The sequence below is a fragment of the Enterovibrio calviensis DSM 14347 genome (assembly GCF_000621165.1).
In the GTDB taxonomy this organism is placed as follows: domain Bacteria; phylum Pseudomonadota; class Gammaproteobacteria; order Enterobacterales; family Vibrionaceae; genus Enterovibrio; species Enterovibrio calviensis.
On record NZ_JHZA01000007.1, the window covers coordinates 371,933 to 396,308 of the forward strand.

25 protein-coding genes are annotated in these 24,376 nt (G+C 45.7%); 12 read left to right on the forward strand and 13 right to left on the reverse strand.

The window, feature by feature from the left end; genetic code table 11:
* Positions 1-8 precede the first annotated feature (8 nt).
* On the forward strand, positions 9-422 hold the full coding sequence (locus tag Q365_RS0106555; RefSeq protein WP_028022594.1) for an ACT domain-containing protein: 414 nt from the start codon (positions 9-11) through the stop codon (positions 420-422).
* Here the strand turns inward: Q365_RS0106555 and Q365_RS0106560 are convergent.
* Both Q365_RS0106560 and Q365_RS0106565 read right to left on the reverse strand, forming a co-directional pair.
* A complete protein-coding gene (locus Q365_RS0106560; RefSeq protein WP_028022595.1) occupies positions 400-723 on the reverse strand; it encodes a hypothetical protein in 324 nt (107 codons plus the stop codon). The two genes, Q365_RS0106555 and Q365_RS0106560, sit on opposite strands and share 23 nt — an antisense overlap.
* A gap of 275 nt (positions 724-998) precedes the next feature.
* Positions 999-1,505 carry a hypothetical protein gene (locus Q365_RS0106565; RefSeq protein ID WP_028022596.1) on the reverse strand — a complete coding sequence of 169 codons (507 nt, stop codon included), beginning with the start codon at positions 1,503-1,505 and terminating at the stop codon, positions 999-1,001.
* A 326-nt stretch (positions 1,506-1,831) separates the two neighbouring features.
* On the opposite strand from Q365_RS0106565, the gene Q365_RS0106570 reads away from it, so the two are divergent.
* On the forward strand, positions 1,832-2,113 hold the full coding sequence (locus Q365_RS0106570) for a hypothetical protein (RefSeq protein ID WP_028022597.1): 282 nt from the start codon (positions 1,832-1,834) through the stop codon (positions 2,111-2,113).
* Positions 2,114-2,728: 615 nt separating this feature from the next.
* On the opposite strand, the gene Q365_RS0106575 is transcribed toward Q365_RS0106570, so the two are convergent.
* The 7 genes from Q365_RS0106575 to hutW form a co-directional block, all read right to left on the reverse strand.
* Positions 2,729-2,950, reverse strand: coding sequence for a hypothetical protein (locus Q365_RS0106575; RefSeq protein ID WP_028022598.1), 222 nt, complete (start codon positions 2,948-2,950; stop codon positions 2,729-2,731).
* A gap of 467 nt (positions 2,951-3,417) precedes the next feature.
* Positions 3,418-3,636, reverse strand: a complete 219-nt coding sequence (locus tag Q365_RS27325) for a GDCCVxC domain-containing (seleno)protein (protein ID WP_081796173.1) — start codon at positions 3,634-3,636, stop codon at positions 3,418-3,420.
* A 216-nt stretch (positions 3,637-3,852) separates the two neighbouring features.
* On the reverse strand, positions 3,853-5,652 hold the full coding sequence (locus Q365_RS0106580; protein WP_028022599.1) for an ABC transporter ATP-binding protein: 1,800 nt from the start codon (positions 5,650-5,652) through the stop codon (positions 3,853-3,855).
* A gap of 111 nt (positions 5,653-5,763) precedes the next feature.
* Positions 5,764-7,956, reverse strand: a complete 2,193-nt coding sequence (locus Q365_RS0106585; RefSeq protein ID WP_028022600.1) for a TonB-dependent hemoglobin/transferrin/lactoferrin family receptor — start codon at positions 7,954-7,956, stop codon at positions 5,764-5,766.
* A gap of 126 nt (positions 7,957-8,082) precedes the next feature.
* Positions 8,083-8,613: a heme utilization protein HutZ gene (gene hutZ, locus Q365_RS0106590; protein ID WP_028022601.1), complete on the reverse strand. Its 531-nt coding sequence runs from the start codon at positions 8,611-8,613 to the stop codon at positions 8,083-8,085.
* Positions 8,610-9,134 carry a heme utilization cystosolic carrier protein HutX gene (hutX, locus tag Q365_RS0106595; RefSeq protein ID WP_028022602.1) on the reverse strand — a complete coding sequence of 175 codons (525 nt, stop codon included), beginning with the start codon at positions 9,132-9,134 and terminating at the stop codon, positions 8,610-8,612. Before hutX ends, hutZ begins: the two co-directional genes overlap by 4 nt.
* A 96-nt stretch (positions 9,135-9,230) precedes the next feature.
* Positions 9,231-10,673 carry a heme anaerobic degradation radical SAM methyltransferase ChuW/HutW gene (gene hutW / locus Q365_RS25525; RefSeq protein WP_081796175.1) on the reverse strand — a complete coding sequence of 481 codons (1,443 nt, stop codon included), beginning with the start codon at positions 10,671-10,673 and terminating at the stop codon, positions 9,231-9,233.
* 166 nt (positions 10,674-10,839) lie between these two features.
* On the opposite strand from hutW, the gene Q365_RS0106605 reads away from it, so the two are divergent.
* From Q365_RS0106605 to Q365_RS0106635, 7 genes are all read left to right on the forward strand, one after another.
* Entirely contained in the window at positions 10,840-11,640 is an 801-nt protein-coding gene (locus Q365_RS0106605) for an energy transducer TonB (protein WP_028022603.1), read from the forward strand.
* 2 nt (positions 11,641-11,642) lie between these two features.
* Positions 11,643-12,374, forward strand: coding sequence for a MotA/TolQ/ExbB proton channel family protein (locus Q365_RS0106610; RefSeq protein ID WP_028022604.1), 732 nt, complete (start codon positions 11,643-11,645; stop codon positions 12,372-12,374).
* Positions 12,371-12,787 (forward strand): ExbD/TolR family protein, encoded by a 417-nt coding sequence (locus Q365_RS0106615; RefSeq protein WP_028022605.1) that lies wholly within the window; start codon positions 12,371-12,373, stop codon positions 12,785-12,787. The genes Q365_RS0106610 and Q365_RS0106615 overlap by 4 nt, the downstream gene beginning before the upstream one ends.
* On the forward strand, positions 12,784-13,653 hold the full coding sequence (locus Q365_RS0106620) for a heme/hemin ABC transporter substrate-binding protein (RefSeq protein ID WP_028022606.1): 870 nt from the start codon (positions 12,784-12,786) through the stop codon (positions 13,651-13,653). The genes Q365_RS0106615 and Q365_RS0106620 overlap by 4 nt, the downstream gene beginning before the upstream one ends.
* Positions 13,654-13,663: 10 nt before the next feature.
* Positions 13,664-14,716, forward strand: coding sequence for a FecCD family ABC transporter permease (locus Q365_RS0106625; RefSeq protein ID WP_028022607.1), 1,053 nt, complete (start codon positions 13,664-13,666; stop codon positions 14,714-14,716).
* A complete protein-coding gene (locus Q365_RS0106630; protein ID WP_028022608.1) occupies positions 14,716-15,480 on the forward strand; it encodes a heme ABC transporter ATP-binding protein in 765 nt (254 codons plus the stop codon). Before Q365_RS0106625 ends, Q365_RS0106630 begins: the two co-directional genes overlap by 1 nt.
* Before the next feature lie 322 nt (positions 15,481-15,802).
* The gene (locus Q365_RS0106635; RefSeq protein WP_028022609.1) at positions 15,803-16,831 is read left to right on the forward strand and encodes a Gfo/Idh/MocA family oxidoreductase; all 1,029 of its coding nucleotides are present in this window, start codon (positions 15,803-15,805) and stop codon (positions 16,829-16,831) included.
* A gap of 376 nt (positions 16,832-17,207) precedes the next feature.
* On the opposite strand, the gene chrA is transcribed toward Q365_RS0106635, so the two are convergent.
* Positions 17,208-18,359 carry a chromate efflux transporter gene (gene chrA / locus Q365_RS0106640; RefSeq protein ID WP_028022610.1) on the reverse strand — a complete coding sequence of 384 codons (1,152 nt, stop codon included), beginning with the start codon at positions 18,357-18,359 and terminating at the stop codon, positions 17,208-17,210.
* A 659-nt stretch (positions 18,360-19,018) separates the two neighbouring features.
* Between chrA and Q365_RS0106645 the strand changes: the two genes are divergently transcribed.
* A complete protein-coding gene (locus Q365_RS0106645; RefSeq protein ID WP_028022611.1) occupies positions 19,019-19,927 on the forward strand; it encodes a LysR family transcriptional regulator in 909 nt (302 codons plus the stop codon).
* Positions 19,928-20,071: 144 nt separating this feature from the next.
* Here the strand turns inward: Q365_RS0106645 and Q365_RS0106650 are convergent, their stop codons facing one another.
* On the reverse strand, positions 20,072-21,184 hold the full coding sequence (locus Q365_RS0106650) for a 1-acyl-sn-glycerol-3-phosphate acyltransferase (RefSeq protein WP_028022612.1): 1,113 nt from the start codon (positions 21,182-21,184) through the stop codon (positions 20,072-20,074).
* 221 nt (positions 21,185-21,405) lie between these two features.
* Between Q365_RS0106650 and Q365_RS0106655 the strand changes: the two genes are divergently transcribed.
* Positions 21,406-22,074, forward strand: coding sequence for a hypothetical protein (locus Q365_RS0106655; protein ID WP_028022613.1), 669 nt, complete (start codon positions 21,406-21,408; stop codon positions 22,072-22,074).
* A 52-nt stretch (positions 22,075-22,126) separates the two neighbouring features.
* Here the strand turns inward: Q365_RS0106655 and Q365_RS0106660 are convergent, their stop codons facing one another.
* Together Q365_RS0106660 and Q365_RS0106665 are read right to left on the reverse strand one after the other, a co-directional pair.
* Complete coding sequence (locus tag Q365_RS0106660) at positions 22,127-22,561, reverse strand: hypothetical protein (RefSeq protein WP_245621510.1); 435 nt, start codon at positions 22,559-22,561, stop codon at positions 22,127-22,129.
* 172 nt (positions 22,562-22,733) lie between these two features.
* A complete protein-coding gene (locus Q365_RS0106665) occupies positions 22,734-23,255 on the reverse strand; it encodes a nicotinate-nicotinamide nucleotide adenylyltransferase (RefSeq protein ID WP_155858995.1) in 522 nt (173 codons plus the stop codon).
* Between the two features lie 271 nt (positions 23,256-23,526).
* Between Q365_RS0106665 and nadE the strand changes: the two genes are divergently transcribed.
* Entirely contained in the window at positions 23,527-24,363 is an 837-nt protein-coding gene (nadE, locus tag Q365_RS0106670; RefSeq protein WP_028022616.1) for an ammonia-dependent NAD(+) synthetase, read from the forward strand.
* Positions 24,364-24,376 lie beyond the last annotated feature (13 nt).

The window sequence follows — 24,376 nt, forward strand, 5'->3', positions numbered from 1 at the left end:
AATATTGGATGGCTGGTATCGTTGAATTGGACGCGTTGTTAGCGTCCATGCGCCCAGAGTTACTCGATGACGAATATGTGTTTTGTACGGTATCGGGTTTGTTATCCGAGTATGTTTCGCTTGATCCCCTCGCGACATTTAAAGAGTCCGAAGGGCTAACTCTGGTGCTACGCAAAGTGGTGGCTGATCAGGAAAATTTGAGCTATGAAAGTGTATTCAAGGGGATCACGCTCACCGTGCATTCTAGTTTAGAAGCCGTGGGGTTAACCGCTGCAGTGTCAACAAAATTGGCTGACAAAGGGATCAGTGCCAACGTGATTGCCGCTTACTTCCATGACCATATTTTTGTTCAAGCAGATAAAGCGACACAGGCTCTTGCCGCGTTGAATGAATTCACCGCTAACCCATCGGCTTTGACGTAATAATGGGTTGCCCTTGGTTGAGCACCACAAAGTACGCCCCTTTAATGAAAACCCCTAGCAATGTTTCACTGCTGACATCATGCCAAGTCGACGTGGACCTTGCTGATAGAAAACCTTCAATGTCAGTAAGATGTACGACTTGCTCATGATTCAAAGCTTGCCGCGCCACAAATCCACCAAACGGATAATAAATCAGGCTGCCGTCTTTAAGAAAAGCAGGGATAAGTACGGGATCGCTCGGTAGGTTTTCGTCCCCGAGCACAACCGTTTGATGATCAGTTTGGTATCGAATTGCTGGCATAATAAATACTACTGGTTATATATACAGTTATTTTAGACCGTAACGCAACGACGGCAAGTCATTTTTGAAATATTGCTTTTAAACATGGAAAGATGAAAACACCATGATAGAAAAAGCGCTAAGTTTTGCGCCTTGCTTAGTTGTAAGATAAGACTGAGAGGTGATTTGACAAGTCACGTGACATGACGATTGTGTGAGGTGAGTTGAGTTGAGTTGAGCACTATTTGGATAGGACTATTTGCATAAGTGAATGGAACGACCTTCAAAGCTAGGCGCTAATGGCGTGACTCGTGGTGACTAAGTAGCATGATGATGTCATCAAGCATGTCCTTCTCACCGTGTTTCGTCGCGGGATAATCAGTATGAACATCAATATTGTCGGCGAACTTGCGATAGTACTTAGGAAGATGGGACAAAATGTAGTCTGAACATTCTTGCTGCTTGTTATGAATAAAGTTGTTTATGATTCGCTCGTAGCCCTCCACAACATCATTCCCTTCTGCATTATTAACAAAGAACTCAGCTTTGTTGTCAATCAAGAAACGAATATATCTGTTTTCGGTCAGATACTTATCAAGCAAAGCTTGGCGAATGCATGACAGAATGATTTTGGCGGCGCGTTTAGGTTTGATATCGCCACTGTCACGCAACGTCTCTAGAATTCTATCTTCTAGGTAAGCTTGATACTTATCATTGCCGAAGAAGTCAGATTCAACACGATCGAAGAATTTCTCGTATTTTTTTTTCTGAACCCAGTTTGTCAGAATCCATTTCATAGTCATATCACACCGCTATTAACACTCGAAAATTACCACCAATACAGGCGGTGAGATCGATTGAATGCGAAAAAATGCGTTTTACTCAGCACTTTTTCGATGCCATTTGAAAAGTGGTTGCATCCTATGCATTTATTACGTGATTTACATCGATATGGATGTCAAATACACCCCTGCATCATAAGCGTTCATGTGCATATTTGCGACGTTTGTCCGGTACAAGGTGTTGCGTTTGCTATTTAATGGCGTAGACAAGTGAGTCATATTTCTGAAACATAAGTGAAATAGGGAATCCCCCAAACGATCGAAAGATGCTCAGTATAGGAGACATCATGACGCTATTTACGCTTGGCAGGAAAACCATCATCAACGAGTCTTCGTTAGAATACAGTTGGGTTCGACAACAAGTAGAAGAAGGCACGGAGAGAGAGAGCATTCTTTCGTCTATTCAGCAGTGCTTTGGAGGTGATGAAGAAACAGCAGTGTTGTTTTTCAATATCGCCATTGGGGAAAGTTCACCGGGTGTACTGCTATCTCACCTTCGGATTTCTAACTGGAATATCCCGAGCGAAAGTGAAGACAACGCTGATAGAAATATCACCAGTTACGGATGAACGGTAGCCTTGGACAGAGCGCCGCCCTGCCCATATCCGATCTCGCTATTGTTTGAACAAGTCCATGACTAATGGCACAACCTTTATCCAAACCAAGGCACCAATTCCTACCCACACAGCTAACCAAAATAAGCGGCCCAACCACGTGTTACGAGAATGATATCGAGCAGGATCCGGTTCTCCGCATCCTGGGCATGAAAGTGCACGCTTGGAGACTTGTTTATCACAAACAGGGCAAGCAATTAATGGCATGGTAACTATCTTCCTTTGATCTTTATTTTGTTTTCAGCAATGTTATTACGTCACGCCCTTTGGCTCTAGCGCTTTTGCGTAAAATCCTGTCGTTTAACTCAAGATGCAGTGAAATCAACGCTCGTTGCATATAAAAGGCGCTTTGAGAGAAGATTTGACGACGGCATCTGGCTTCAGAATATATCGCACAGACGTATCCCCCTTGTTTGCTAAGACATTTGGTTTATTTGAACCACAATGGTTGGGGTAATAATTGTCCATATTTAGTCATAGTTTTGTGGAATTAATATGGCAAACACCTTTAAAGTTATAGTGCGTTAACGTTAATAAAAAGAGCACTAATCACTCTTTTCCAGAACACTATTAATCACCAAAGTCATGCACACCTAACTTCAATATATCTGATGCATCTACCCACTCTACTTGACCACACACAGTGCAAGTACATTCAGATGCCTCAGCAAAACGTTCGTCTTGCGGTGGTGCCGTCAGTGCTCGAATAGCAGGATCGTGATGGGCTTTCTCTCGCACCTCATGCCCCGTTTCTGCTTCGCAATTGCGGCAATACCATGTATGTACACTCATGACTTTCTCCTTGGGTATAAACTCCTTTCTCGCGGTGAGTGTAATTTCATACTGGGGTTCATTTCTGGTTCATTTTTGAGACAATGATAAAATTGTCACTTTTACAGCATCACGCAAACTTTGCCACCCATAAGTAATCCTTATGTGAATGCTCATTTATCTGAACAATACCCTCGAACAATATGAATATTTATTACTATCAAGCATTTGGGCGTAACCTCACTGCGGCAAGAATTCAAACAGAAGGCTCATGATTTTTAGCCTTACAACGCCTATTCTCTAACGTTTTTATGAGTGGGTTTCAAACGTACGTTTGTCTGAATTGAGAGAGGAGTGTCGCTAGATAGTGCGAAATGAAGAAAGACCAGTTGAAAAGGTATACACGCTAAAACAAGAAATGAATGCCAGTGGGTACCTTGATTGAGATACGTCGAAATAATGAAAGCGAAGACTCAGGCATTAGCGAATCAATGTAGCTTGTCCGTACAAGTGCCGTTCACCTGAACGGGTGGACAACTCACGCTGCCATATGAGCAGAACACGCAACAGCCGCCTTCAGCCACCAACAATACTTCATGGCAATTTTCGCATTCATAATGCTGCTTAGACTCCCCTATGGGCATAAGCTCTGTCTTCTTGTGACCACAATTTGGACACGTCACATCTGACTTCAATATAACTTTCATTAATTCTCACTGCGTAATGAAGGGAACGTATTTGTACTCTCTTCATTAAGCGTGGAACATACCTCTCGCTCTTTCCACTTTAGATTTAAGAACCAGTCTGAAACAACATTGCTACTGGTGATCTAACGAATCATTAATGTCTGTTTAAACTGCTATTTGTATAGACATAAAAAACCCCGTTTTCACGGGGTCATTCAATGTATATACAGTGGTGTATTAGCCCACTTGCAAGTTGCCGTATAAGGTTTGATAAACACCATCTTCATTTACAAGATCTTGGTGATTACCGCATTGTGCGACCTTGCCATCTTCAAGCACGTAAATCAGATCCGCTTGTTTAACCGCAGATAAACGGTGTGCAACAATCAGAGTTGTTCGACCTTGCAAGAAGTTGTTCAACGCGTCATGCAGTGCCGCTTCTGTCGCGGTATCCAATGCTGAAGTCGCTTCGTCCAGAATAACAAACTTAGGATTGGTCAAAATCATACGAGCGATGGCGAGGCGTTGACGCTGCCCTCCTGACAACTTCAGACCTTGGCGACCAAGTTGAGACGAAAGACCGTCATCCAAACGTTCAACCACATCGCTCAATTGGGCAATTTCCAGTGACTTCCAAAGTTGTTCATCGGAAAAATCGGTTCGCCCTAACGTCAGGTTTTCTCGCAGAGTATCGTTGAATATGATCGGTTGCTGTAACACAACAGCAGTATGCTGACGAAGTGTCTCGTAGCCTATGTCTTCAACACTCTGACCATTGATAATGATGTCACCATCATTTTTACGGTATAGGCCCAATAGCAGCTGAATCAAGGTCGACTTACCGCCGCCAGAAGCACCAACCAGGGCAACGCGCTTACCAGCAGGTATCGTCAGAGAAAGCCCGTTCAACACGGCTTTTTCGCTGTTGTAGCCAAAGGTTAGGTCGCGACATTCGACACCAAAAGTATCAAGTTCAACCAATGGGTCTTGCTTAGAGACACTTTTCGGCTCTTCATCTAAAGCGAGTAAACCGTTGAGTCGTTTCATTGCTGCTGATGCGCTAAACCACGCGTACTGAATCCCTAGCAACTCTTGGATTGGGCCAAGCATGAACCATAGGTAACCGAATACCGCAAAGATCTGACCGATGGTTAAGTCACTAAACAACACCATCAGCATTGCGGCGGCGCGAAATAACTCAAAACCGATCAGGAACATCAAGAACGACACGCGACTCGCTGCTTCTGATTGCCATGCGTATTTGTCAGCGTCATGGCGAATTGATTCGGCATCGCCCTTCAATACATCGAGATAAGCGCGCTCACGGTTAGCCGCACGAAGTTGATAAATGCCGTCGAGAGTTTCCACCAAACGCTGCTGAAAACGCTCAAATGATTGGTTCTCGGCTTTCTTGAGGTGTTTTACACGCTGCCCCATTTTGCGCGACAGGAAGATAACCAATGGGTTCACGAGCAGAATGAAAAGGCCAAGCGCCCAATCAAGCCACAATAGAATCACTGCCGTACCAAACACTGTCAGTACGCCAACCACAAAGCGGCTTAAACTGTTACCAATAAACGAGTCAATGGTTTCTATATCGGTGACAAGATGAGAGCTCACACCACCACTGCCGCGCTCTTCGAACTCTTTCATGCTTACACGGCCGAGTTTATCCAGAAGCTGCTGACGAATAAAACAGGTAATCGATTTAGACACTAAGGTAAATTGGCGGCTCTGCCATATGTTCAGCGCTTGGCTTGCAATACGCATGACAACGACAAACAGCAGTACCATGACAATATAGCTTGCGGGTTGCTGCAGCGATTCCGGCAGCAAGTGATTGAAGAATTCAACACCGTGAGCTGGCTTATTCAGCAGTACTTCATCGACCATCAAAGGCATAAATAGCGGGATTGGCACACTGATCAGCGTGGCGCATACCGCAATAAAATTAGCAAATATCAGCTGCTTTTTGTGCTGCTTTGCTTGATCGATTAACCATCGCGTTGAAAGCGTTGTTAAAACTGCATTACTCACTGTATCTCCAAACTTTTCATTTTCGTTATTATTTTGTTGTTTCGGTATAAGTGTAACCGAAAACACCCCAGCAATGCCGGGGTGTTTTATCGTATTACGCTTCGTGTTTCGTTAGAAAACGTATTCGGCTTCTATACCCCAATTACGTCCAGATTGAGTACGACGATCAAGTCCTTCAGTATCAGACTCTGCACCAATCAGATTTGTGTATTCCCAATACTTCTTATCGAATGCATTGAATAGACCCGCTCTTACGGTCAAATCAGTCACAGGACGGTAGTAAGCCGTGATATCGGTGACAGCGTAACCCGGAGCGGAAACGTTATCAGTATCGATGTTTGCATTGCTCCAATCAGAATCAGACTTACCGGCAACGGCTTTAACCGCAACTTTACCACCGTAAGTGCCTTCTACATTGGCATAACCCAACGCGAAGTAAGCAGATAGCGGAGAAACGGTATCCAGTGCTTCACCGTTCTCTTTGTCTTTACCCTTGGTGTACGCAACACTGAAATCTGAGTAAGTGCCTGTTGGTGCGTTCAGGAGCACATCCAACGCCAGTTGTGCTTTCAGCTCTGCACCATAGATTTCAGCTTTGCTGATGTTTTGCTTTGACCACAACTCCTTACCTTCACCATTGTTGTCAGCAAGCTTGGTGCTTTCAATGAAGTTCTTGTAGTCGTTGTAGTACACTGCAAAATCAAATCGGCCGAAATCTTGAGTAATACGTAGGCCCGTTTCGTAGCCAACACTCTCTTCTGGTTTCAAGTCTGGGTTTGCTTCATAAACCGCACCATAGGCAGCATCGGTTTCATAGAAGTAGTACAGATCTTGTAACGTCGGTGATTTGAAGCCTTGGCTCACATTGGCATAGCTGCTAAGACGCTCTGTCCAATGATAGACTGCACCTAACTTAGCAGTGACAGCGTCACTTTCTGAGTTGGCATAATCGCTAGTGCCTTTCGGCTCAGCCTTGAAGCTGTCATAACGAAGGCCTGCGTTCAGAACTAAACGTTCTTCAAGAAGAAAAGCTTGGTCTTGAACAAAAATACCCCACTTCACCGACTCCGCATTCGGTACGTCGCCCGCTTTGTCGACGTGTGTACCCGCCTTAGATCCTTCTAAATACATGTCACGATAATCGAGCGTGAATTCATTAGTAATGTAGTTTACGCCGTAGCTGATCTCGTGGTAGCTCGTTGCTAGCTCAAAGGCTTTGTCGAACTGAGCATCAAATTGCGTGCTCTTGTCTTCGCCATTACGCACTCGCTGGCGGTAACCGTGACCAAACGATGTTGGCGGCTCAGGGGTTTCATCAAACGTGTTGTGTAGACTTTCACTTTCCAGTGCGGTGACTTGCCACTTCAATCGGTCAAACGCAGTGGTATTAGCTTGCCAATCGTGCTCGAAAGTGACGCGTTTACGCTTATCTTCGTCATTCGCGCTGTTTCGCGTATAGACAAAGCCCGGCATGATTTCATAACCTTCATTCGAGCTGATCAGGCCATCGGCCTCACGATTGAAAATTTCACCGGTCAAACCGATGCGATGGTCATCATTAATCTGATAAAAGGCTTTCAATAGAAGGTTATCAGAGTTGATATCAAACGGATCGGCTTGGCCACGCTCGCGGCCTTCAATGTCCGCGCCGCTGCTGTGCGTTTGGGTTTCATGGCCATCACGATGCGTAAAGATCAACAACGTATCAAGGTCGCCCGTGCGGTTGGCAATCGTCGCGGTAGCCTTATAGCTTTCGTCAGCGCTGTAGTAACCAGTTTTAACGCTGGCATATGTGTCATCACCTTCCGGTGCCAACAGATCTTCTGGGTTCTTGGTGCGAATAATCACAGCACCTGCTAGCGCATCACTACCGTAAAGGCTCGAAGATGGCCCTTTGTTGATTTCGATACGCTGCAACGTATCTGTTTCAACGTTGTTGTTATATTTGCGCATAACATCTGCGCCTGGGTCGAACGAGACAGGCTGCTCAACACCATCAACCATGGTTTTTACGTAATTTTCGCCCAAACCACGGATATTAAATCCTGAGTTACCGAAACGTCCTGTGCCTGGCATAGAGACGCCGGGTTCGTTCGCAACGGCCTGCTCCAAATCTTGGGCAAGGTTTTCTTCAATATTCTTACTGTCGACAACATCGACAGAAACGGCAACATCACTGATGCTCTGCTCGCTACGTGTTGCGGATACAACGACTTCATCAAAAGTGTACACATCCTGTGCGGCTGCACTTCCGGCGCATAGTAGTCCCACGAGAAGCGCCAGCTTGTTCTTCTTGATTGTCATGATCTTCACTCTTTTTTTAGGCAATAAAAGGCCGCTCACGCTGAATTCAGCACGATAGAATTATTATTTTTATGGGTTACGTTGGTGTTTGAAGGCTCTGAAGACACAGAGCCTTTATCGAGAAAATTACATTTTCTCTTTCATTTTCTGAACGTGACCTTCGTTGAGGTGCACGACAGAAAGCATATCTTCGCCTGTTACATCAAACGCTTGTCCGAAGCCTTTCACGTAACGGCCGATAACTGGGTTAAGGCGGTATAAACGGAAATCACCCAGTTGACTTAGGTTGTCGATCATCTCGCCTAGGCGTGCTTGCATCACTTCGATGCCCTGCTGCCATACGGCTGATTCACGCTCAATAAGCTCTGCATTGGTATCAAACGACAAACGACGGCGAGCAAAAATAGAACGCGCTTCGCTCTCGTCTTCAATCATCATGATGGAAACCGCTTTGCTCACTTTCAAGTTTTGACCGTGAGTCGCCAAATCACTGACAAGGATGTAGTAACCCTGCTCAGAAAACGCGAATGGCGCATAACTTGTGTGAGGCTTGCCGTCTTTATCAACGGTACCCAGTTGAAGGGTTTTACGCGCATCACGAAACTCTTGAATTTCTGGACCTAGGCGATTTTGTAGACGCTCTGCCTTATCAATCATTTTGCCAACTCCTGTTTCATGGCATTAAACAGTTCGATTTGCTCGGGGAATAGTTGACGCTTTTTGTCTCGACCCAAGTAAATCTTAAATACACAGTGACCAGTGCAGTCGAAGAAACCAATGTAGTGACTTTCTGTACCACGGAATGGCTTACTCACGAACACAATGTCAGAAACTAGCTCTAGACGAAGGTGACCGTGTAACTGACCTTCACGACCCATTAGGTTGTAGTAACCGTGGGCGAATTTTCCTTTAGGAAACGCAGCTTTGAATTCAAACACCGAACCGCCGGAGTGAACGATAGTCGTCACTTTGCCCCAGCTAGGCATCACTTCTAAAATGCTTTGAGCTAACTCACCATCAGCACGCACAACCATTTCTTCAGGCAGTGCCAGCGTGATTTCGCCTTCCGTCAGGTTCAAGCTTTCCACCATGTTTGAGACGGGAGTGTGAACATCTTGAGAAAGGTAGTCAGCGACGCGTTGCTTGGTCTCTGACGTGACGATAATCGCTTGTTGCATTTTGGTACTACTCCTATGAAGCGGCGTGTGCCGCTTTACTATTCAATTCTTTATTCAGTGCATCTTGCACTTAACATCATGCGCGATAACGCAGTATTAGGACGCCATTGATACAGGCATTTTCTTGCTCGGCATCATTCCAGAGGGCATTCCCCCTTCACGCATCGGCGGTGTTTGACCTGATGTCCCTTGAAGCACCTCAATAAGGTTTTGAGCCAATGTCACACCCCAGAATTGCCCCGCAACGGTCAATGTCAAATATCCACGACCTTCTAGATCGCTTCCGCTTCTTTCAAGATAGACGAGGCCGTTGCGCTCCCAGGTTTCAAACAAAGGTGTCAGTGCCGCAAAGGTCCCTGCGCCAGCAACACGATCCAGCTTGTGCTGCGCTAGAACACCCGCATCGAAGCCACATTTTACTTCCGCAGAAACAGCGCGATTAGCAGGTGCCATTGTCATCATCATGACAGGGTAACGCTTATCGGTTATCGCAGAGATATAAGTGTCCATATCTCGGGTTTGCATCATCTGACAACCATTAACGTTACCGCCTGCACCTGCACCTAAAGGCATAATTTCTGCAGTGGTTTTTGCCAGTGAGTTATAAATACTGCGTTCACGATTATCAGACGCCCAGTGATTAACACTTAGACGCTTTTGATGATGCTTGGCCATGAATTTCACGCCCATTTCGAACATGGTCGCTTTCATTTGTGTGTCAGCGGGATGTGGCAGTTTGCCCTGCTCAACCATCTTCGCCATGGGTAAACCTTGCATCTCAATCAGCTGATACAAGTCCACACCATGTGCACCTGATTCTAGGTAGTCCTCAAGATCTTGCTGCCAAATATCCAGAGTCTGATGAGGCAAGCCGTAAAGCAGATCAAGAACAATCGGCGCTGCGTTGTAGGAAACCAAATTTTGAATGGTTTTGAGTACTTCTTCGCGCTCATCAAAGCGTTTTGCGCTCTTGCGTACGGCGGTATTAAAGCTTTGAACACCAAATGAGAAACGGTTAACACCGCCCTCAAGCGCTGCTTCAAACTTCTCAGGACCAAATCGGTTGATGCGGCCTTCTAGCGTGATTTCGCAATCTGGTGTGAGCGGAAATTGGCTGCGAATATCAGACACGATGGTACGAATTTGGTCTGCCGACAAATCCGTAGGCGTTCCGCCACCGATATACACCGCTTGGAACGGTGCGGCTTGCGTCCAAATTTGAGATGCTTTCCAACGGATCTCTTCACGCAGGGCTTCAACGTAACTTTCAATTAAAGACTTGCTCGACGCGTATTGGAAAAAGTTGCAGTAAGTGCAACGAACGCGGCAAAAAGGAATATGGATATACAGACAACGCGGTGCGAGTGCACTTTGCGGTTTCAAGGCGTGTGCCTTTTCGAGAGAAGTCTGGATTTCTTCCCCTTTAACAGCGTGCATCATGCCACCAGCATGTGGGCTTTTTTTGCGCTGGAATGCAAAACGTAATGGATCTGGGGTTTGTTGCCCCACGAGTTCTACATTGTGTAAATCAAACTTCATCGCCTGAAACGACCTTCTACAGACAACAGCACCACACAACGGCCTGTTTTCAATTCGTTTTCTATCTTATGCATATCAAACGATAATGCAACTGATAATTGATCTCATTTTTATTTCATGCATAATGCACTCAGTTTCAGCCGTTTTCACGATGTAGGAGAAAAGTGTGAACGCTCGACGGTACGTTGTTTGTGGTGTCGTTTCAGTTGCACTACACAGTTTGGCTTTGTATGCACAACAGCCACCCACACCCGAATTTTCGATGAGTGATGCCCAAACGGGTCATCGTGTAGCCATTCAACTTGTGGCCGCGGCGACGCCAAAGGCACAGCCAGAAGAGAAAGTCGAAGAGAAAGAACCGCCCGCTCCTGAGATTCAGGAGAAGCCACCTTTGGTCGAACCGACTCTTAAACCCTTGCCTCCCGAAAAGAAACCCATCGTAGAAGCCAAGGTCGAAAAACCGTTACCAAAACCGATCCCAAAACCGAAGAAGGTTGAGCCACCTCAGCCTAAAAAAGAAAAGCCTAAGCAGGTTGATGTGCCGAAGCCAAAAGCTGTTGAAAAGAAAAAAACAGAAGTAGAACCGGTTGAGAAAAAGCCGGTAGTAAAGCCTGAAGAAGACGCAGACAACAAGCCACAAGACAAAGTGGCGGATGCGCAAATGAATCAGGCCAAAGACAGCGCACCCGTGCTCGTTGAACGCCCTGCTTTTAAGGTGCGTCCAAGCCAGCCTAAGTATCCACGTATCGCTAAACGTAGAGGTATGGAAGGCAACGTTTTAATTGAAGTTTGGTTGGATAAAGAAGGCAATCAAACCGATCAAAATATTTTGAAGAGTTCCGGTTTCAAGGAGCTTGATACCGCAGCCTTAGACGCCGTTAAAAAATGGCGCTTCAACGGCTACAAACAAGATGGTGTGGCTCTTGCGCACCGCGTCAGAATTCCTGTTCGTTTTAATCTGGATTAATCATGTTGGATCTACAATTTTTCTCATCCATTCACGCTCAACTGGGCATCATGACTTGGCCTTTAACGCTGCTTTCAGCGCTCACGCTTATGTTGATCGTCGAACGCCTTCTGTTCATGGCTTTAAATACTAAGACTCACAGTAAGAGCCTTCAAAAACAGATCTATACCCTATCGCTCACTAACGATGAAGAACTCGACCGTTACGTCGAGATTCATCAGCATGAAAAAAGCACCTTGTCTCAAGGGCTTTGTATGTTGATCAGCCATCGCCAGTTTACAAAAACGCTTCGTGAAGAAGCAGTAAGTATCTGGCTACAAAAGAAGCGTCGCCAGTTCACGTCAGGACTTAAGTTACTCAACATCATTGGCGTTCTGAGCCCACTCATCGGTTTGCTGGGCACGGTACTGGGTCTGATTGAAATGTTTAAAGGCTTATCAGCCACACAAGGCGGCATTTCTCCCGCTGAATTGGCAGACGGTTTAGGCCTTGCGATGTCTACCACAGCCGCGGGCTTGTTGATTGCCCTACCCGCCATAGCTTCATCGCAAGTCTTCACGCTTTGGGCGGATCGCACACTGACAAAGATCGAATACGTGTTGAACCACTTCAACTTGCACCTTGCTGGTGTGTCTTTCGACGAAAGTGAAATGTGTCGCGCGAAAACCACCCAATGCGCCCCTTGTGCAAATCCTGTTGTGCCATGTCCAAACGTGCAGGATGGTGCGGCATGATCCGTTCTCGTTCAGACAGCGAAATCAGCACATTCACGCCTGATCTTACGCCGCTGCTGGATATCATTTTTATTGTGATGGTGTTTCTTCTGCTCACGGCAAATGTCGAATTCAAGAGCATGGAAATTGCGATTCCCCAAACGCAAGACTCCGGGGTATTGGCGTCACCAGAACAGCAGATGATTGCCATCAATATTCTTGCAGACTCTCCAGCTTGGGCGATTCAAGGACAGCCAATCGATAATTGGTCTTCGTTTACGGAAACCCTTTTAGAAACGATTAACGCTAACCCGAATAAGACCGTTGTCATTGCTGCCGACAAAGACGCTGCCGTAGAAGACATGCTGAAAGTTTTAGCCTTCATGCAACAAAATCAAATTACTGCCACTAACATTGTGATGGAAGAAGAATGAACACTAAAAAATCATTTAAAGCACTCTCTCTTACCGTGTCTTTATTACTAAGTCCTTTCGCCGTTGCTGATGAAACGCGCATTATCAGTGCAGGTTCAACCGTCACTGAACTACTGTTTGCCCTCGGTGCTGATGAGCAAGTGGTTGCTATTGACCTAACTAGCCGCCACTACCTTGATGACAGAGATATTCCCGTATTGGGGTACCACCGACAGCTTGCTGCAGAAGGTCTGTTGGCATTAAGCCCTACCCATCTGCTTGGTTCACCTGATATGGGCCCAGACACCACGCTTCAACTGCTTAAACAAGCTGGCGTTAACGTTGAAACTCTGCCTACCGGCAATTCGGTTGACGCCTTCAACGAGCGTGTTGATACCATTGCTGAGCTAACCAACACTAAGGTTCAAGCAGAGACCATCAAAGCCAACGTTCAAGCACAAATGACGAAATTGGAAACGCAACAACCAGATAATGCCCCTTCCGTGCTTTTCATGATGCTTTCTGACGGTCGTCCAATGACGGTTGCTGGCGCTCAAACGACCGTAAACACGGTTATTGAGCTGGCAGGTGGCGTTAACCCTGCAGCGAAAGAAAGCACCAGTTACAAACAGCTTTCCGCGGAAGCCATCGTTAAGATGCAGCCAGAGTACATTCTGGTATCAGACCGTACGCTAAGCCAAATTGGTGGTTTGGACGGTATGTTAAAACAACAACCTTTGCTGGCAGCGACGCCTGCATTTCAAAACAATAAGGTGATTCCAATCAAAGGCCATTCAATCCTTGGTGGTTTCGGGTTGGCGAGTCTAGAACTTGCTACCTCTCTGAATACCCGCATCAACGACGATATCGACCACGCAGCGAAGTAAACTAAACACCATGAACGAGTTAATTACGCGTCGCGTACCTATGAAATGGATGCTGCTCATCGCATCCACACTGCTTTACGTTGCTATGGTCAGTTCCATTACATTGGGCCCGATGGACATCAGCTTCACTGATAGCTTGAAAGCCCTAATACCTAGTGCATTAATTCAAAGTGACCTTCCCGATTATGTGGGCGTTATTATCCAGCAAGTCAGGTTACCTCGTACGCTGTTAGCTATCGCGGTAGGCGGCATTCTTGCCATATGTGGCGCTGTTATGCAGGGGCTATTCAGAAACCCTCTTGCTGACCCTGGCATTATTGGTGTATCCGCCGGTGCATCATTAGGTGCGGCTATTGCGATTGTTTTGTTTGGCGGGATGATCGGTCACACGGCCCTTCTTACTCTCGGAACCGTTCCTCTTTTTGCGTTTCTTGGCGGTGCCCTAGCGACGTTTGCCATTTACTATATGGGCACGAACAGTAACGGGACATCTGTCACCATCATGCTTTTAGCGGGTGTTGCTCTTGGCGCAATCGCCGGAGCAGGTATGGGCTTGCTTAACTACTTTGCAGACGATCAAGCACTTCGTGACCTTTCACTGTGGACCATGGGCTCTTTGGCCGGCGCTTCATGGGACTCCATTGCGTTCGCTTATGTTTCCCTTTTCTTACTGGCATTTTTCTATCAAAGAAATGCAAAAAAGCTCAATGCACTGCTTCTCGGTGAAGCGGAAGCGCGTCACTTAGGTATTGATGTTCAGTCACTCAAACGTCAATTGATCTTACTGACCGCCGCAGGTGTTGGCGTCACCGTTGCACTCTCGGGCATGATTGGCTTCATTGGATTGGTTGTTCCGCATATCGCGCGCATGCTGACTGGCCCAGACCATCGCTCGTTACTACCCGTTTCGCTTGTATTGGGTGGCCTTATCTTGCTTGTGTCAGACATGATCGCGCGCACCATTGTTGCCCCACTGGAAATTCCCGTTGGTATCGTAACGGCGGCGATTGGCGCACCATTCTTTCTTGCTTTACTGCTGAAACAACGAGGAAGGTTAGCTTAATGAGTATCGATATCCGCGGTGCGTCGCTAACAATGGGTAACAAGGTTCTCTTAGACAATGTGAATCTGCGTTTTAACTCCAGCGAACTCACGATCATTCTGGGGCCCAATGGAACAGGTAAAAGTAGCCTTCTCAAATTGCTTAGTCGCGAATGGAAATGTGATGGCGAGCTTTCCTTCTATGGGAAACCGGCGAAAGAATGGAAACCAGAAGTGTTGGCGCAATCCGTCGGCATACTTCCTCAATCGAGCAGCCTGACGTTTGGTTTTACGGTCAGAGAGGTTGTGGAGCTCGGTGGTCTAGCGCTGAGCGCCTCTAACCAAGAGATACAAGAGATCGCCAGCTACAACATGACACAAACTGATGTCTTGCACCTGTCAGAACGGTTATATCCGAGCCTTTCAGGGGGCGAAAAACAGCGTGTTCACCTAGCACGCGTTTTAACACAGATATCAAAGGCAGACAGAGACACCGTACTGATGTTGGACGAGCCTACCTCCGCATTGGACATTGGCCATCAGCACAAAACGTTGCGGCTTGCTAAACGTTTGGCAAACGAGGGATCGGCTGTGATCGCCGTGATCCACGATCTAAATCTTGCCGCTCAGTATGGTGACCGAATCATTATGCTAAACAACGGCAAAATTGAAGCTGATGGCACGCCTGAGTCAGTGCTCAGTGCTACCAATATCGAGTCTGTCTACGGTTGGCCTGTGGACGTCATGCCGCACCCACAACATCAATACCCTGTCATCTTGGCGTAATGCCTTTCAACTATCACTATGCTGTACCCGACGCCTCATAATTTGGGGCGTCGTCTTATTGCCGATGAATCACCTAGGACAGCTATCGTGGTATCTTAACGCGTTGTTTTTAGTTATCGCTAGGCGCATTTTTGCAACGACTTCATCGCTTAACGAGACTACGCTTTAGAAAAACCACTCGCGCACGCTGAGTGCATCGTTGCAACACGATTTCGGTTAGACTTTACTTGTCTATACCCAAGCAACCTGAAGATGCTCGCTGAATCCTGCATCTTCAGGTTGCTTGGGTATATGAATATTAACGAACTACAAGGATCACAGAATGATTCGTACGGGTATTGTTGGCTTTGGCTTTTCGGCACAAACATTCCATCTGCCGTTTCTCTCTGTACTGCCAGATTTTAAGCCAGTCGCAGTCGTGTCTTCAAATCGCACGCTTGTCGAAGAGAAGCTGCCAAACGCAAGTTATTACTCAAACATTGAAGAAATGCTTCGAGATGCTGACCTTGACCTCGTTGTTATCACTACCCCAAATCACACACACTATGAGTTCGCGAAACAAGCATTAGAAGCTGACTGCCACGTGTTGCTGGAAAAGCCGTTCGTGGTAAACAGCGGCCAAGGACTGGATCTTCTTCGTATCGCGAACCATCGCGGCAAAGTATTGTGCCCTTATCAAAACCGACGTTGGGACGGTGATTTTCTAACCGCCAAAGAACTCATTGAATCCGGAGAGCTGGGCAACGTTCGTGTTTTCGAATCTAACTTTGATCGCTTTCGTCCCGAGGTGAGACAGCGCTGGCGTGAACAACCCGGTGAAGGCGCAGGAATTCTATATGACTTAGGTTCTCACCTTGTGGACCAAGCCCTGTTCTTATTTGGCGAACCTAAATCTATCACTGCATGCTGCAAGTCAATGCGTGACCAATCCCAAGCAACTGACTATTTTAGAATGACCCTGCACTACTCGGACAAAGAAGTCATTCTAAGCTCTAGCCCTTTTCGCTCAGGTACAGGGGCAAGATTTGTCATCCAAGGTGACAAGGCGACGTTCTCTTGTTCAGGCTTAGACGTACAAGAACAACAATTACGTGACGGTGTCACGGCGACTTATTCTGAGTTTGGCCGTCAACAGCACCAAGGTAAGCTTGAAATAGGTGACAACGTCACTGAAAAAGATGTTGAATTAGAATTCGGCTGCTACTCAGAGCTATTCGCAAGATTAGCCAGTGCGATTCTTAACGGCACTCCGACCCCCGTAGATACCTATGACGCTGTTAAAGTCATCTACGCGCTCGAACTGGCTCAACATTCATCAGAAGCAGGAAAAACTGAGCGCTGGCAATTCTGATAACAGCGACAACGTCATTATCGCCCACTTTCAATATCCAAAGTAAGTGGGCGATATACAGAACGAGGTTGAACGAATCCTCGCAATCCCGATACCCGCGATCGATACCAATGCCTCAGGCACGACTACCAAATCGAATATCCTTATCGGCTGACGCTTTCACGCCCTCTCTTACTGACATATGTTGTAAACGCATGCCGTACGAAGAGAATACTGTGCAACAACTTAAAGTTATAGTGCGCAAAGGTATCCATACTAGAACCTGTGTCATGGCACCTTAGATGTGACGCGTCGCCCCGCAATGCCCTGCCTCACTAGAAATTTAGGAACAAAAAAACCTGCACGAGGCAGGTTTTATCGATTGCATTCTTTTCAATTAGAACATGCTGCCCGTAACCACATATGCCAACATACCAGCGAGTAGCCAGAATACACTGAGATTGAACTTACGCAGTACAGCGAACCCAACCACTACTGCAATGATATCTGCAACGCCATGAACCGCAGACATCCATACTGGTTGATAGAACGCGGCAACCAATAGACCAACGACCGCGGCATTAATGAGTACGACTGAACCAGCAAACTTGTTGTGGTTCATAACGTTTTGCCACACAGGCAATGCTGCAAATAAAAGCAATGCGCCAGGTAAAAAGATCGCGACGGTAGCAATGACACTACCCACAACAGGGTGAATACCATCCATTGACGCACCAATGTAACTCGCGATGGTGAACATAGGACCAGGGACTAACTGAGCCGCTGCGTAACCTTCTACAAGCGCATCACCAGAGACAGCATCACCGATCAATGGTTGTAGCAATGGAAGCACTACATGCCCTCCACCAAATACGAAGCTACCCGCTTGATAAAAATGATTGAACATACTGATCAATGGTGCACTGGTCAGTGTCGGCAACACCAGCAAGGCTACAAATGCACCGAATAGAACAAAAGTCTGCGTCAGGCTTTGGTCTTTACTGACACTTGTTTCTTGAGATTGTGGCTTGCGAATAAAGATCCAACCTAGCACGCCTGCAATCACAATAGGCATCAACTGCGCCAGCAAGCCTGCTTGCCAAAGAATCCAACCCGCAGAACCCGCACAGACGGCAAGTGTCGCTGCATTGGTAATGAATTTCTTGGCCATAGTCCAAATGGCGTCTGCCACAACCACGACGGCAAGAAGCTTGGCGGCAGTGATCAAAATCGTTAACCAAGTGGCATCACCCAGTTTTGCGCTGTATATCGCAGCGAGCGTCAATAGAAGGAAAGAGGGAAATGTAAAACCGATAAACGCTGCAATCGCGCCCAAATACCCCGCTCTGTGGTAACCAATAAACATACCCAATTGGCTGCTCGCGGGTCCTGGGAGAAACTGACAGAGGCTTAAAGCCATGGTGAACTTCTCTTCCTCAATCCATTTACGCTTATCAACAAACTCGCGCTGAAAGTAACCGATATGCGCGACAGGCCCCCCAAAACTCATACAGCCTAGAACCAGAAAACGAATGAAAACTTCAAGCATTGCAATTACACCTCAATTATTTTGCTCAATTCTACCGAATTAACCCCCATTGATAGAAACAATTCATATCAATCCAAACTATTAACTAAATCGATATGCAAGTAATAGCCGTTATCAATCTTCCTCTTTTATGTTACCAAGATCGTTAAGATCCGTCACTTTGTTACATATGTATGTGAGCACACACTAACATCGACATTCATTGTTTCCCACACAAAACAAATCGATTTATATTCATTTTATTCAGTTAGTTAAGTCAATATTTGAAATTGAATTTTGACTGGAATGATAACGTAATTTACTTTCAAAACACGATCTTGTAACAGTATTGAGGTCCTCTCCTATCGCTGTGATGATCACTTATTGAGTTTTCGTAGAACGAGGTACGCTAACCGAGAAACCCCCTATTGGTGCGACGAGCATGAAACAGTGAATCCCGAAAAGTACAAAGTTTGACGTCTTACTGAAGTCAGAAAACAAGACTTCACCACTGCTAAAGCGAATGGGGAGTGTTTGAGAAAATCGGAGATGTGCCTTGGGCTTTTACAGATATAAAGTGAGAGGATAAGTTTAATCAATCTTAATTGTGACAACGTCACTCTGAGATTAAACGTTAGTTGTGTTACGCTATCCTCTTCTCATCAATGAAGAAATTATGCATGTTAGATCATCTTCAACAAATGGTTGTTCTTGCTACCGTGGCACACGAACAGCACTTCACTCGTGCAGCAGAGTTTTTGGGTATTTCGAAGTCTCAGGTGAGTAAGCAAATTCGATATCTGGAAGAAAGACTCGGCGTTCAGCTTGTTCAGCGTAATACACGATCAGTGTCTTTAACGGAAGCTGGTAAGCAATATGCAGCCTTTGGACGTCAAATTGTTGAAACCATGCAGGATGCAGAGGCAATGGTCGCGGGCTACCGCAACGAAATATCTGGCCGGTTAAAGATTGGCGTCGCACAATCGTTTGGAAATATGCAGATCACCCGTCTTCTTTCTTCATTCCAAGAGCTTTACCCTGCCCTTGAGTTAGAAATACATCTTTTCGATCATCGTCCTAATCTTGTTGAAGATGGGTTTGACTGTTGGCTAGCGATTCATGAACATCCACCAGAAGGCATGGTGGCGAGAAAGCTCGGTGATTGTCAGTTTCAAATTGTTGCCGCCCCTTCTTATCTTGATGTGCATGGCGAGCCCACGCATCCCGCTGACCTGCGAGAACATAACTGCATTACCTACCAAAGCGTTCAACGCACTTATGACCAATGGCCATTTCAACGAGATGGTAGCGAGCAGTCCGTAACAATAAGAGGCTCATACCGCATCAATAACGCTCCAGCCGTTTTGGAAGCGGCAAAGTCAGGCGTCGGAATTGCCTATATCGCGACGTACTTACTTGGTGATGAAATCGAAAGCGGTCAGCTGAAAGTGATCATGCCAACCTGGACACCGACAATGAAGTTACCCGTTTATGTGGTTTATCCAAGAAGGGAGTTTCTCGCGCCCAAAGTCAGACACTTCGTTGATTTTCTTTCTGAAAATATCGATATAGGCAATATCAAAAAATAGTTAATGGCCGTCACTAGAACGCCGACAATTTTTGAGAATACAGCAAAAAGGGAGTGACACTGTCACTCCCTTTTCTTATTTCATTTACCTGAACAGACAAGACGACTAGCAACAAGCCTAACTTTGTCTTTAAGATACCTGTCTTTAGATACCTGCCTTTTTATCCGTTGGCATGGCGTACATCGACCTTACAATTTGTGCAACGCCATCCGGTAGCGCCGATATCTTGCTATCAAACAATTGGCGATCGCTATCAGTAATCGACGCATGATCTTTACCTGCGGCGATATAGTTCGACGGGAACAAGTGGTAATTTTGATAAATCTGGCGGTCGATTTCAGCAGCCAGCGCATCGGGCGTTTCAAAGTCATTTCCAATCACATCACCAAAGGCAACGTGGATACGTCGTTTTTGACCGACAATACCTTGAACGATACTTTCGATGTCTTCGAACTCACCTTTTTCGTATCCACCATCTTCTTGCTTACGGTAAAGCTCATTCGCCTTTGCCGCATCACATGGGTCATTCTCGTAAGAGATGGTAATTGGAACAATACGTAGCGAAGCAATGTAGTCAGCAAAAGCAATTTTCTGACGACGACCTTCAAAGTGGAACATTTTTAGGATGGCAGGCTCGGTTTTGTCGTTGCCGTCTTTCGCTCGCCCTTCTTTTTGAGCAATCCAAACCGATTGATTCTCATCGATTGAGTGCTTGATATACGCAGAAAGTTGTCCCAAGGCTTTCATCATTTCTCTTGGGCCTTTGGCAGAACGTTTAACAATAAAGCTCTTGTTGAGCTTCATCAGTTCTGTTGCACAAGGCTTTTTGAGTAGATTGTCTCCAATCGCGATTCTTAACGTATCAAAACCATTTACGTACAAGCACCAATTGACCATCGCAGGATCCATGGCGATGTCACGATGGTTTGAAACAAACAAGTAACTCTGGTTAGGGTCTAACTTATCCAAGCCACTTGTTGTAAACCCTTCAGATGTATTTTTGATCATAGACTGCATGTAGCTTGCAACGTTCATTTGAACATCGCTGACAGTTTTGACTTTATTCCATTTTGTCAGGAGGTAGTGTTTCACTAAAGGTTTGATCAACCAACCCACAACGCCTGATAGTTTGGGGAAGCGATACTTTAGGATCGCCGAAATAAATTCTTCGTCATTAACCAAGCGCTCGATAGCACCAGGTACTTCATCATCACGATAAGGCCGAATTTCTAAAAAAGGATCATTTGTTTGAGGCACGAGACTCTACTTTCTCCGTTGAAAAACCGCGTCATTCTACGCTGATATGACTTTTCGAACATTGTTTTGGTCGCCATTCAGAACAGGTTGGAGGTCTTACCTCCCTTACTTTTCATCAAATCGTATCAAATTGTACGTTAATCGCTCGATAAGATTCTCACCGCTTGATCTAGGTAACAAAACAAAAGACTATGTGCGCGTCAGATCAAGAGAAATATGCCATGAAGCAAGCCATCGAATTTAATCACTACCACGCCAAAACCATGATCATCGGAGCACGTAAAAAGCAGCCTTTTGCAAGCTATGTGTTTGTGCATAAAGGTACGGCGTTAGTTAGGCTCGGAAAACATGAACTTCCAATTTGTGCCGACCAAGGTTTTTGGTTGCCAATGGAGTGTCTCAGTGCAATCACTGTTTTGAAAGGCTCCGAAGTTTCAACCTTAAACTTCTCAGTCCGTTCGATTGCTTCTTTACCGACTCAAGCCGGTTTTGTTGAATCATCGTCTTTAATAAAAGGCATTGTGGAACAGTTAGTCGAATACCAAAAGCGTAATGAAGAACAGTGGGATAGTCCTCACGGAAGACTGCTTCGCTGCGCAAGAGACTTCTTGTCGACCTCGATGCCTTCAGATTGTAATACCGATGTATTCCGCCATTTATTGTCGTCACTAGATGCCTTGAACAAAGGTCATGCTTTGTCAGACACTCAACGCGACGAATTAAAGCGAGCACTTGGAATTTCTGACGACGATATCGCGATTCAGTTGCGCGTTCGCGAATGGGTTCGCCTTCATAAGTCAGGGCGCACATTTGCTAAAATTGCTGCCGATGTGGGTTTGTTAGAATCTGAAGTTAGCCAATTGCTCGAACACATTGCAGGTATTAGTTAGGGCAGGCGCCCTAACCGTTTCATTCAAATCGTTAGATAGTTCGATAACGTAATTATTGAATGGGAACCTGCATTTGTAGCAAAATCTCGGTGTTGGTGTCTTCATGCCAGCGCATATCAAACCGATACCGAGCATCACTGATATTTGAATCCGTACTAAAACTGAAATTCAAACCATGATTCAGAATCCAATCTTCAGTTGAACTGTCTTTTAGTGACAATCCTTGGTACTCGTCTGGCTTCCAAACACCAAATCCGTAATAAGAGTTACCCGTCGTGGTCGTTAAATACTTCGGCGCATCTAAGCCGTATTTCCAGCCATCCCAAATCGAAGGTAGCACAGTATCTTCAATCGACCATTCAATAACACTGGCTTCGTAGGATTGGGAAAAGTTAATTTGGTAAGCCCCTCCATCTTGAAGAGAAGAAGGTGATCGTAAGTTCAAGCGCGTTTCATCAATGGCAGCATGAGAAAGTGACGCTGTCACTAATGTTACAAAAGATACGCCAATTATTTTAATTTTTATAGTCAAAGGGAACATATTACCCTATCAAATGATGATAACGGAGGTACAAGACGCACCTCCAAATCGAAAAGATATATTGTTGTCGTTCTAGTATTTCTTTTTAAGAAATCACTTAGCTAACGCAAAGTAATGCTTACACAAGAAAGTCTTGATATTTAATCTTTGCGGCAACCGATGGAGTTGTCAGACTATCAATACTTGATCCATTCTCTAGTTTGTTTCGAATGTCTGTGCTTCTTACGGGAACCACTTCTGGGCAAGCAAGCACGCTCCATCTGCGCACAATATCTACAGAACGAAAAAACTTGTTAAAGCTTAAAAAATTATCAGGCCCCAGTACAAACGTGAGTTCCGAAGTGGGATATTGGTTCTGAATATGTTCCATTAATGCCCATGTCGTCACGGCACTGCTTTGCCCTAGATTTTCCTCGTCCGTGCACAGTGACAAATTGCGACATTCAACATCGCCAATAAATCCCTCAACCCATTGGCAACGTTTAGTGAAGTCTGCCATTTTCTTACCCCAGGCATGCGAATAGCTCGGGACAAGCAGTACAAGGTCAAAATGAGAGAGGCGTTGCAATACGCTTAGATGCCCAAGGCTGGGTGGGTTAAACGCACTTCCAAAGATGGCGATTCGTTGAGGTCTATCCATGTTTCTCTGCATTGTTCTTTTTTGACAAAGGTTTATCTATTGATACTTAATCGAGCCTCAAGGTTCAATCAATTTTTCATATCGGCCTTATTAAGTGAGTAATTTATCTACAGACTCACACTATTGTCTATTCTTGCCAGCAAAAACCTCCTAAACACGCGCAATTGGGTCTAAATTTCAATCAATGGCACCATCCCTTATTGAATGTTCATGATTTTGCTCACAAGATATTGCAGAATAGACAAAACGTGTTTACGAGGAACCCCACGACATGGAACAAGCGATCCGCGCAGAAATGCGAGTACTCCCAACAATCGACCCTGCTTTTGAAGCACAACGCCGTATCAACTTCATAAAGAAGCGTCTTATCGATTCAAGAACGCGCTCATTGGTGCTTGGGATTAGTGGTGGTGTTGACTCTTCAACTTGTGGTCGTCTTGCGCAATTGGCGGTAGACCAGTTAAACCAAGAAACTGGCACTGAAGATTACCAATTTATCGCTGTGCGTCTTCCTTACGGCATTCAAAAGGACGAAGATGAAGCACAACTGGCATTGAGCTTTATCTCTCCTTCACAATCTGTAAGTGTGAATATAAAAGATGGTGTTGATGGTATTCATGCCGCTACGTTAAGTGCCTTAGATGGTACCGGACTGACACCGACAGACAGCGCCAAGCTAGATTTCGTTAAAGGTAATGTCAAAGCGCGTGCTCGTATGGTCGCACAATACGAGATTGCTGGCCTTGTGGGCGGCTTAGTGTTAGGCACTGACCATTCAGCTGAGAATATTACTGGTTTCTACACCAAGTTCGGTGACGGTGCCTGTGACCTTGCACCACTGTTTGGTTTGAGTAAACGTCAGGTTCGCCAACTTGCACAACATTTAGGTGCGCCAGACGTACTGGTCGTCAAAACACCGACAGCTGACTTGGAAGAACTTGATCCGCAAAAAGCCGATGAAGATGCGTTGGAGCTAACTTATGATGAGATTGACGATTTCTTGGAAGGCAAAGATGTGGCTCAACGCGTGACAGAACGATTGGTACATATTTATACCGTGACTCAACATAAGCGTCAGCCAATCCCTACCATCTACGATGACGAGTAAGCGGTCATAACGT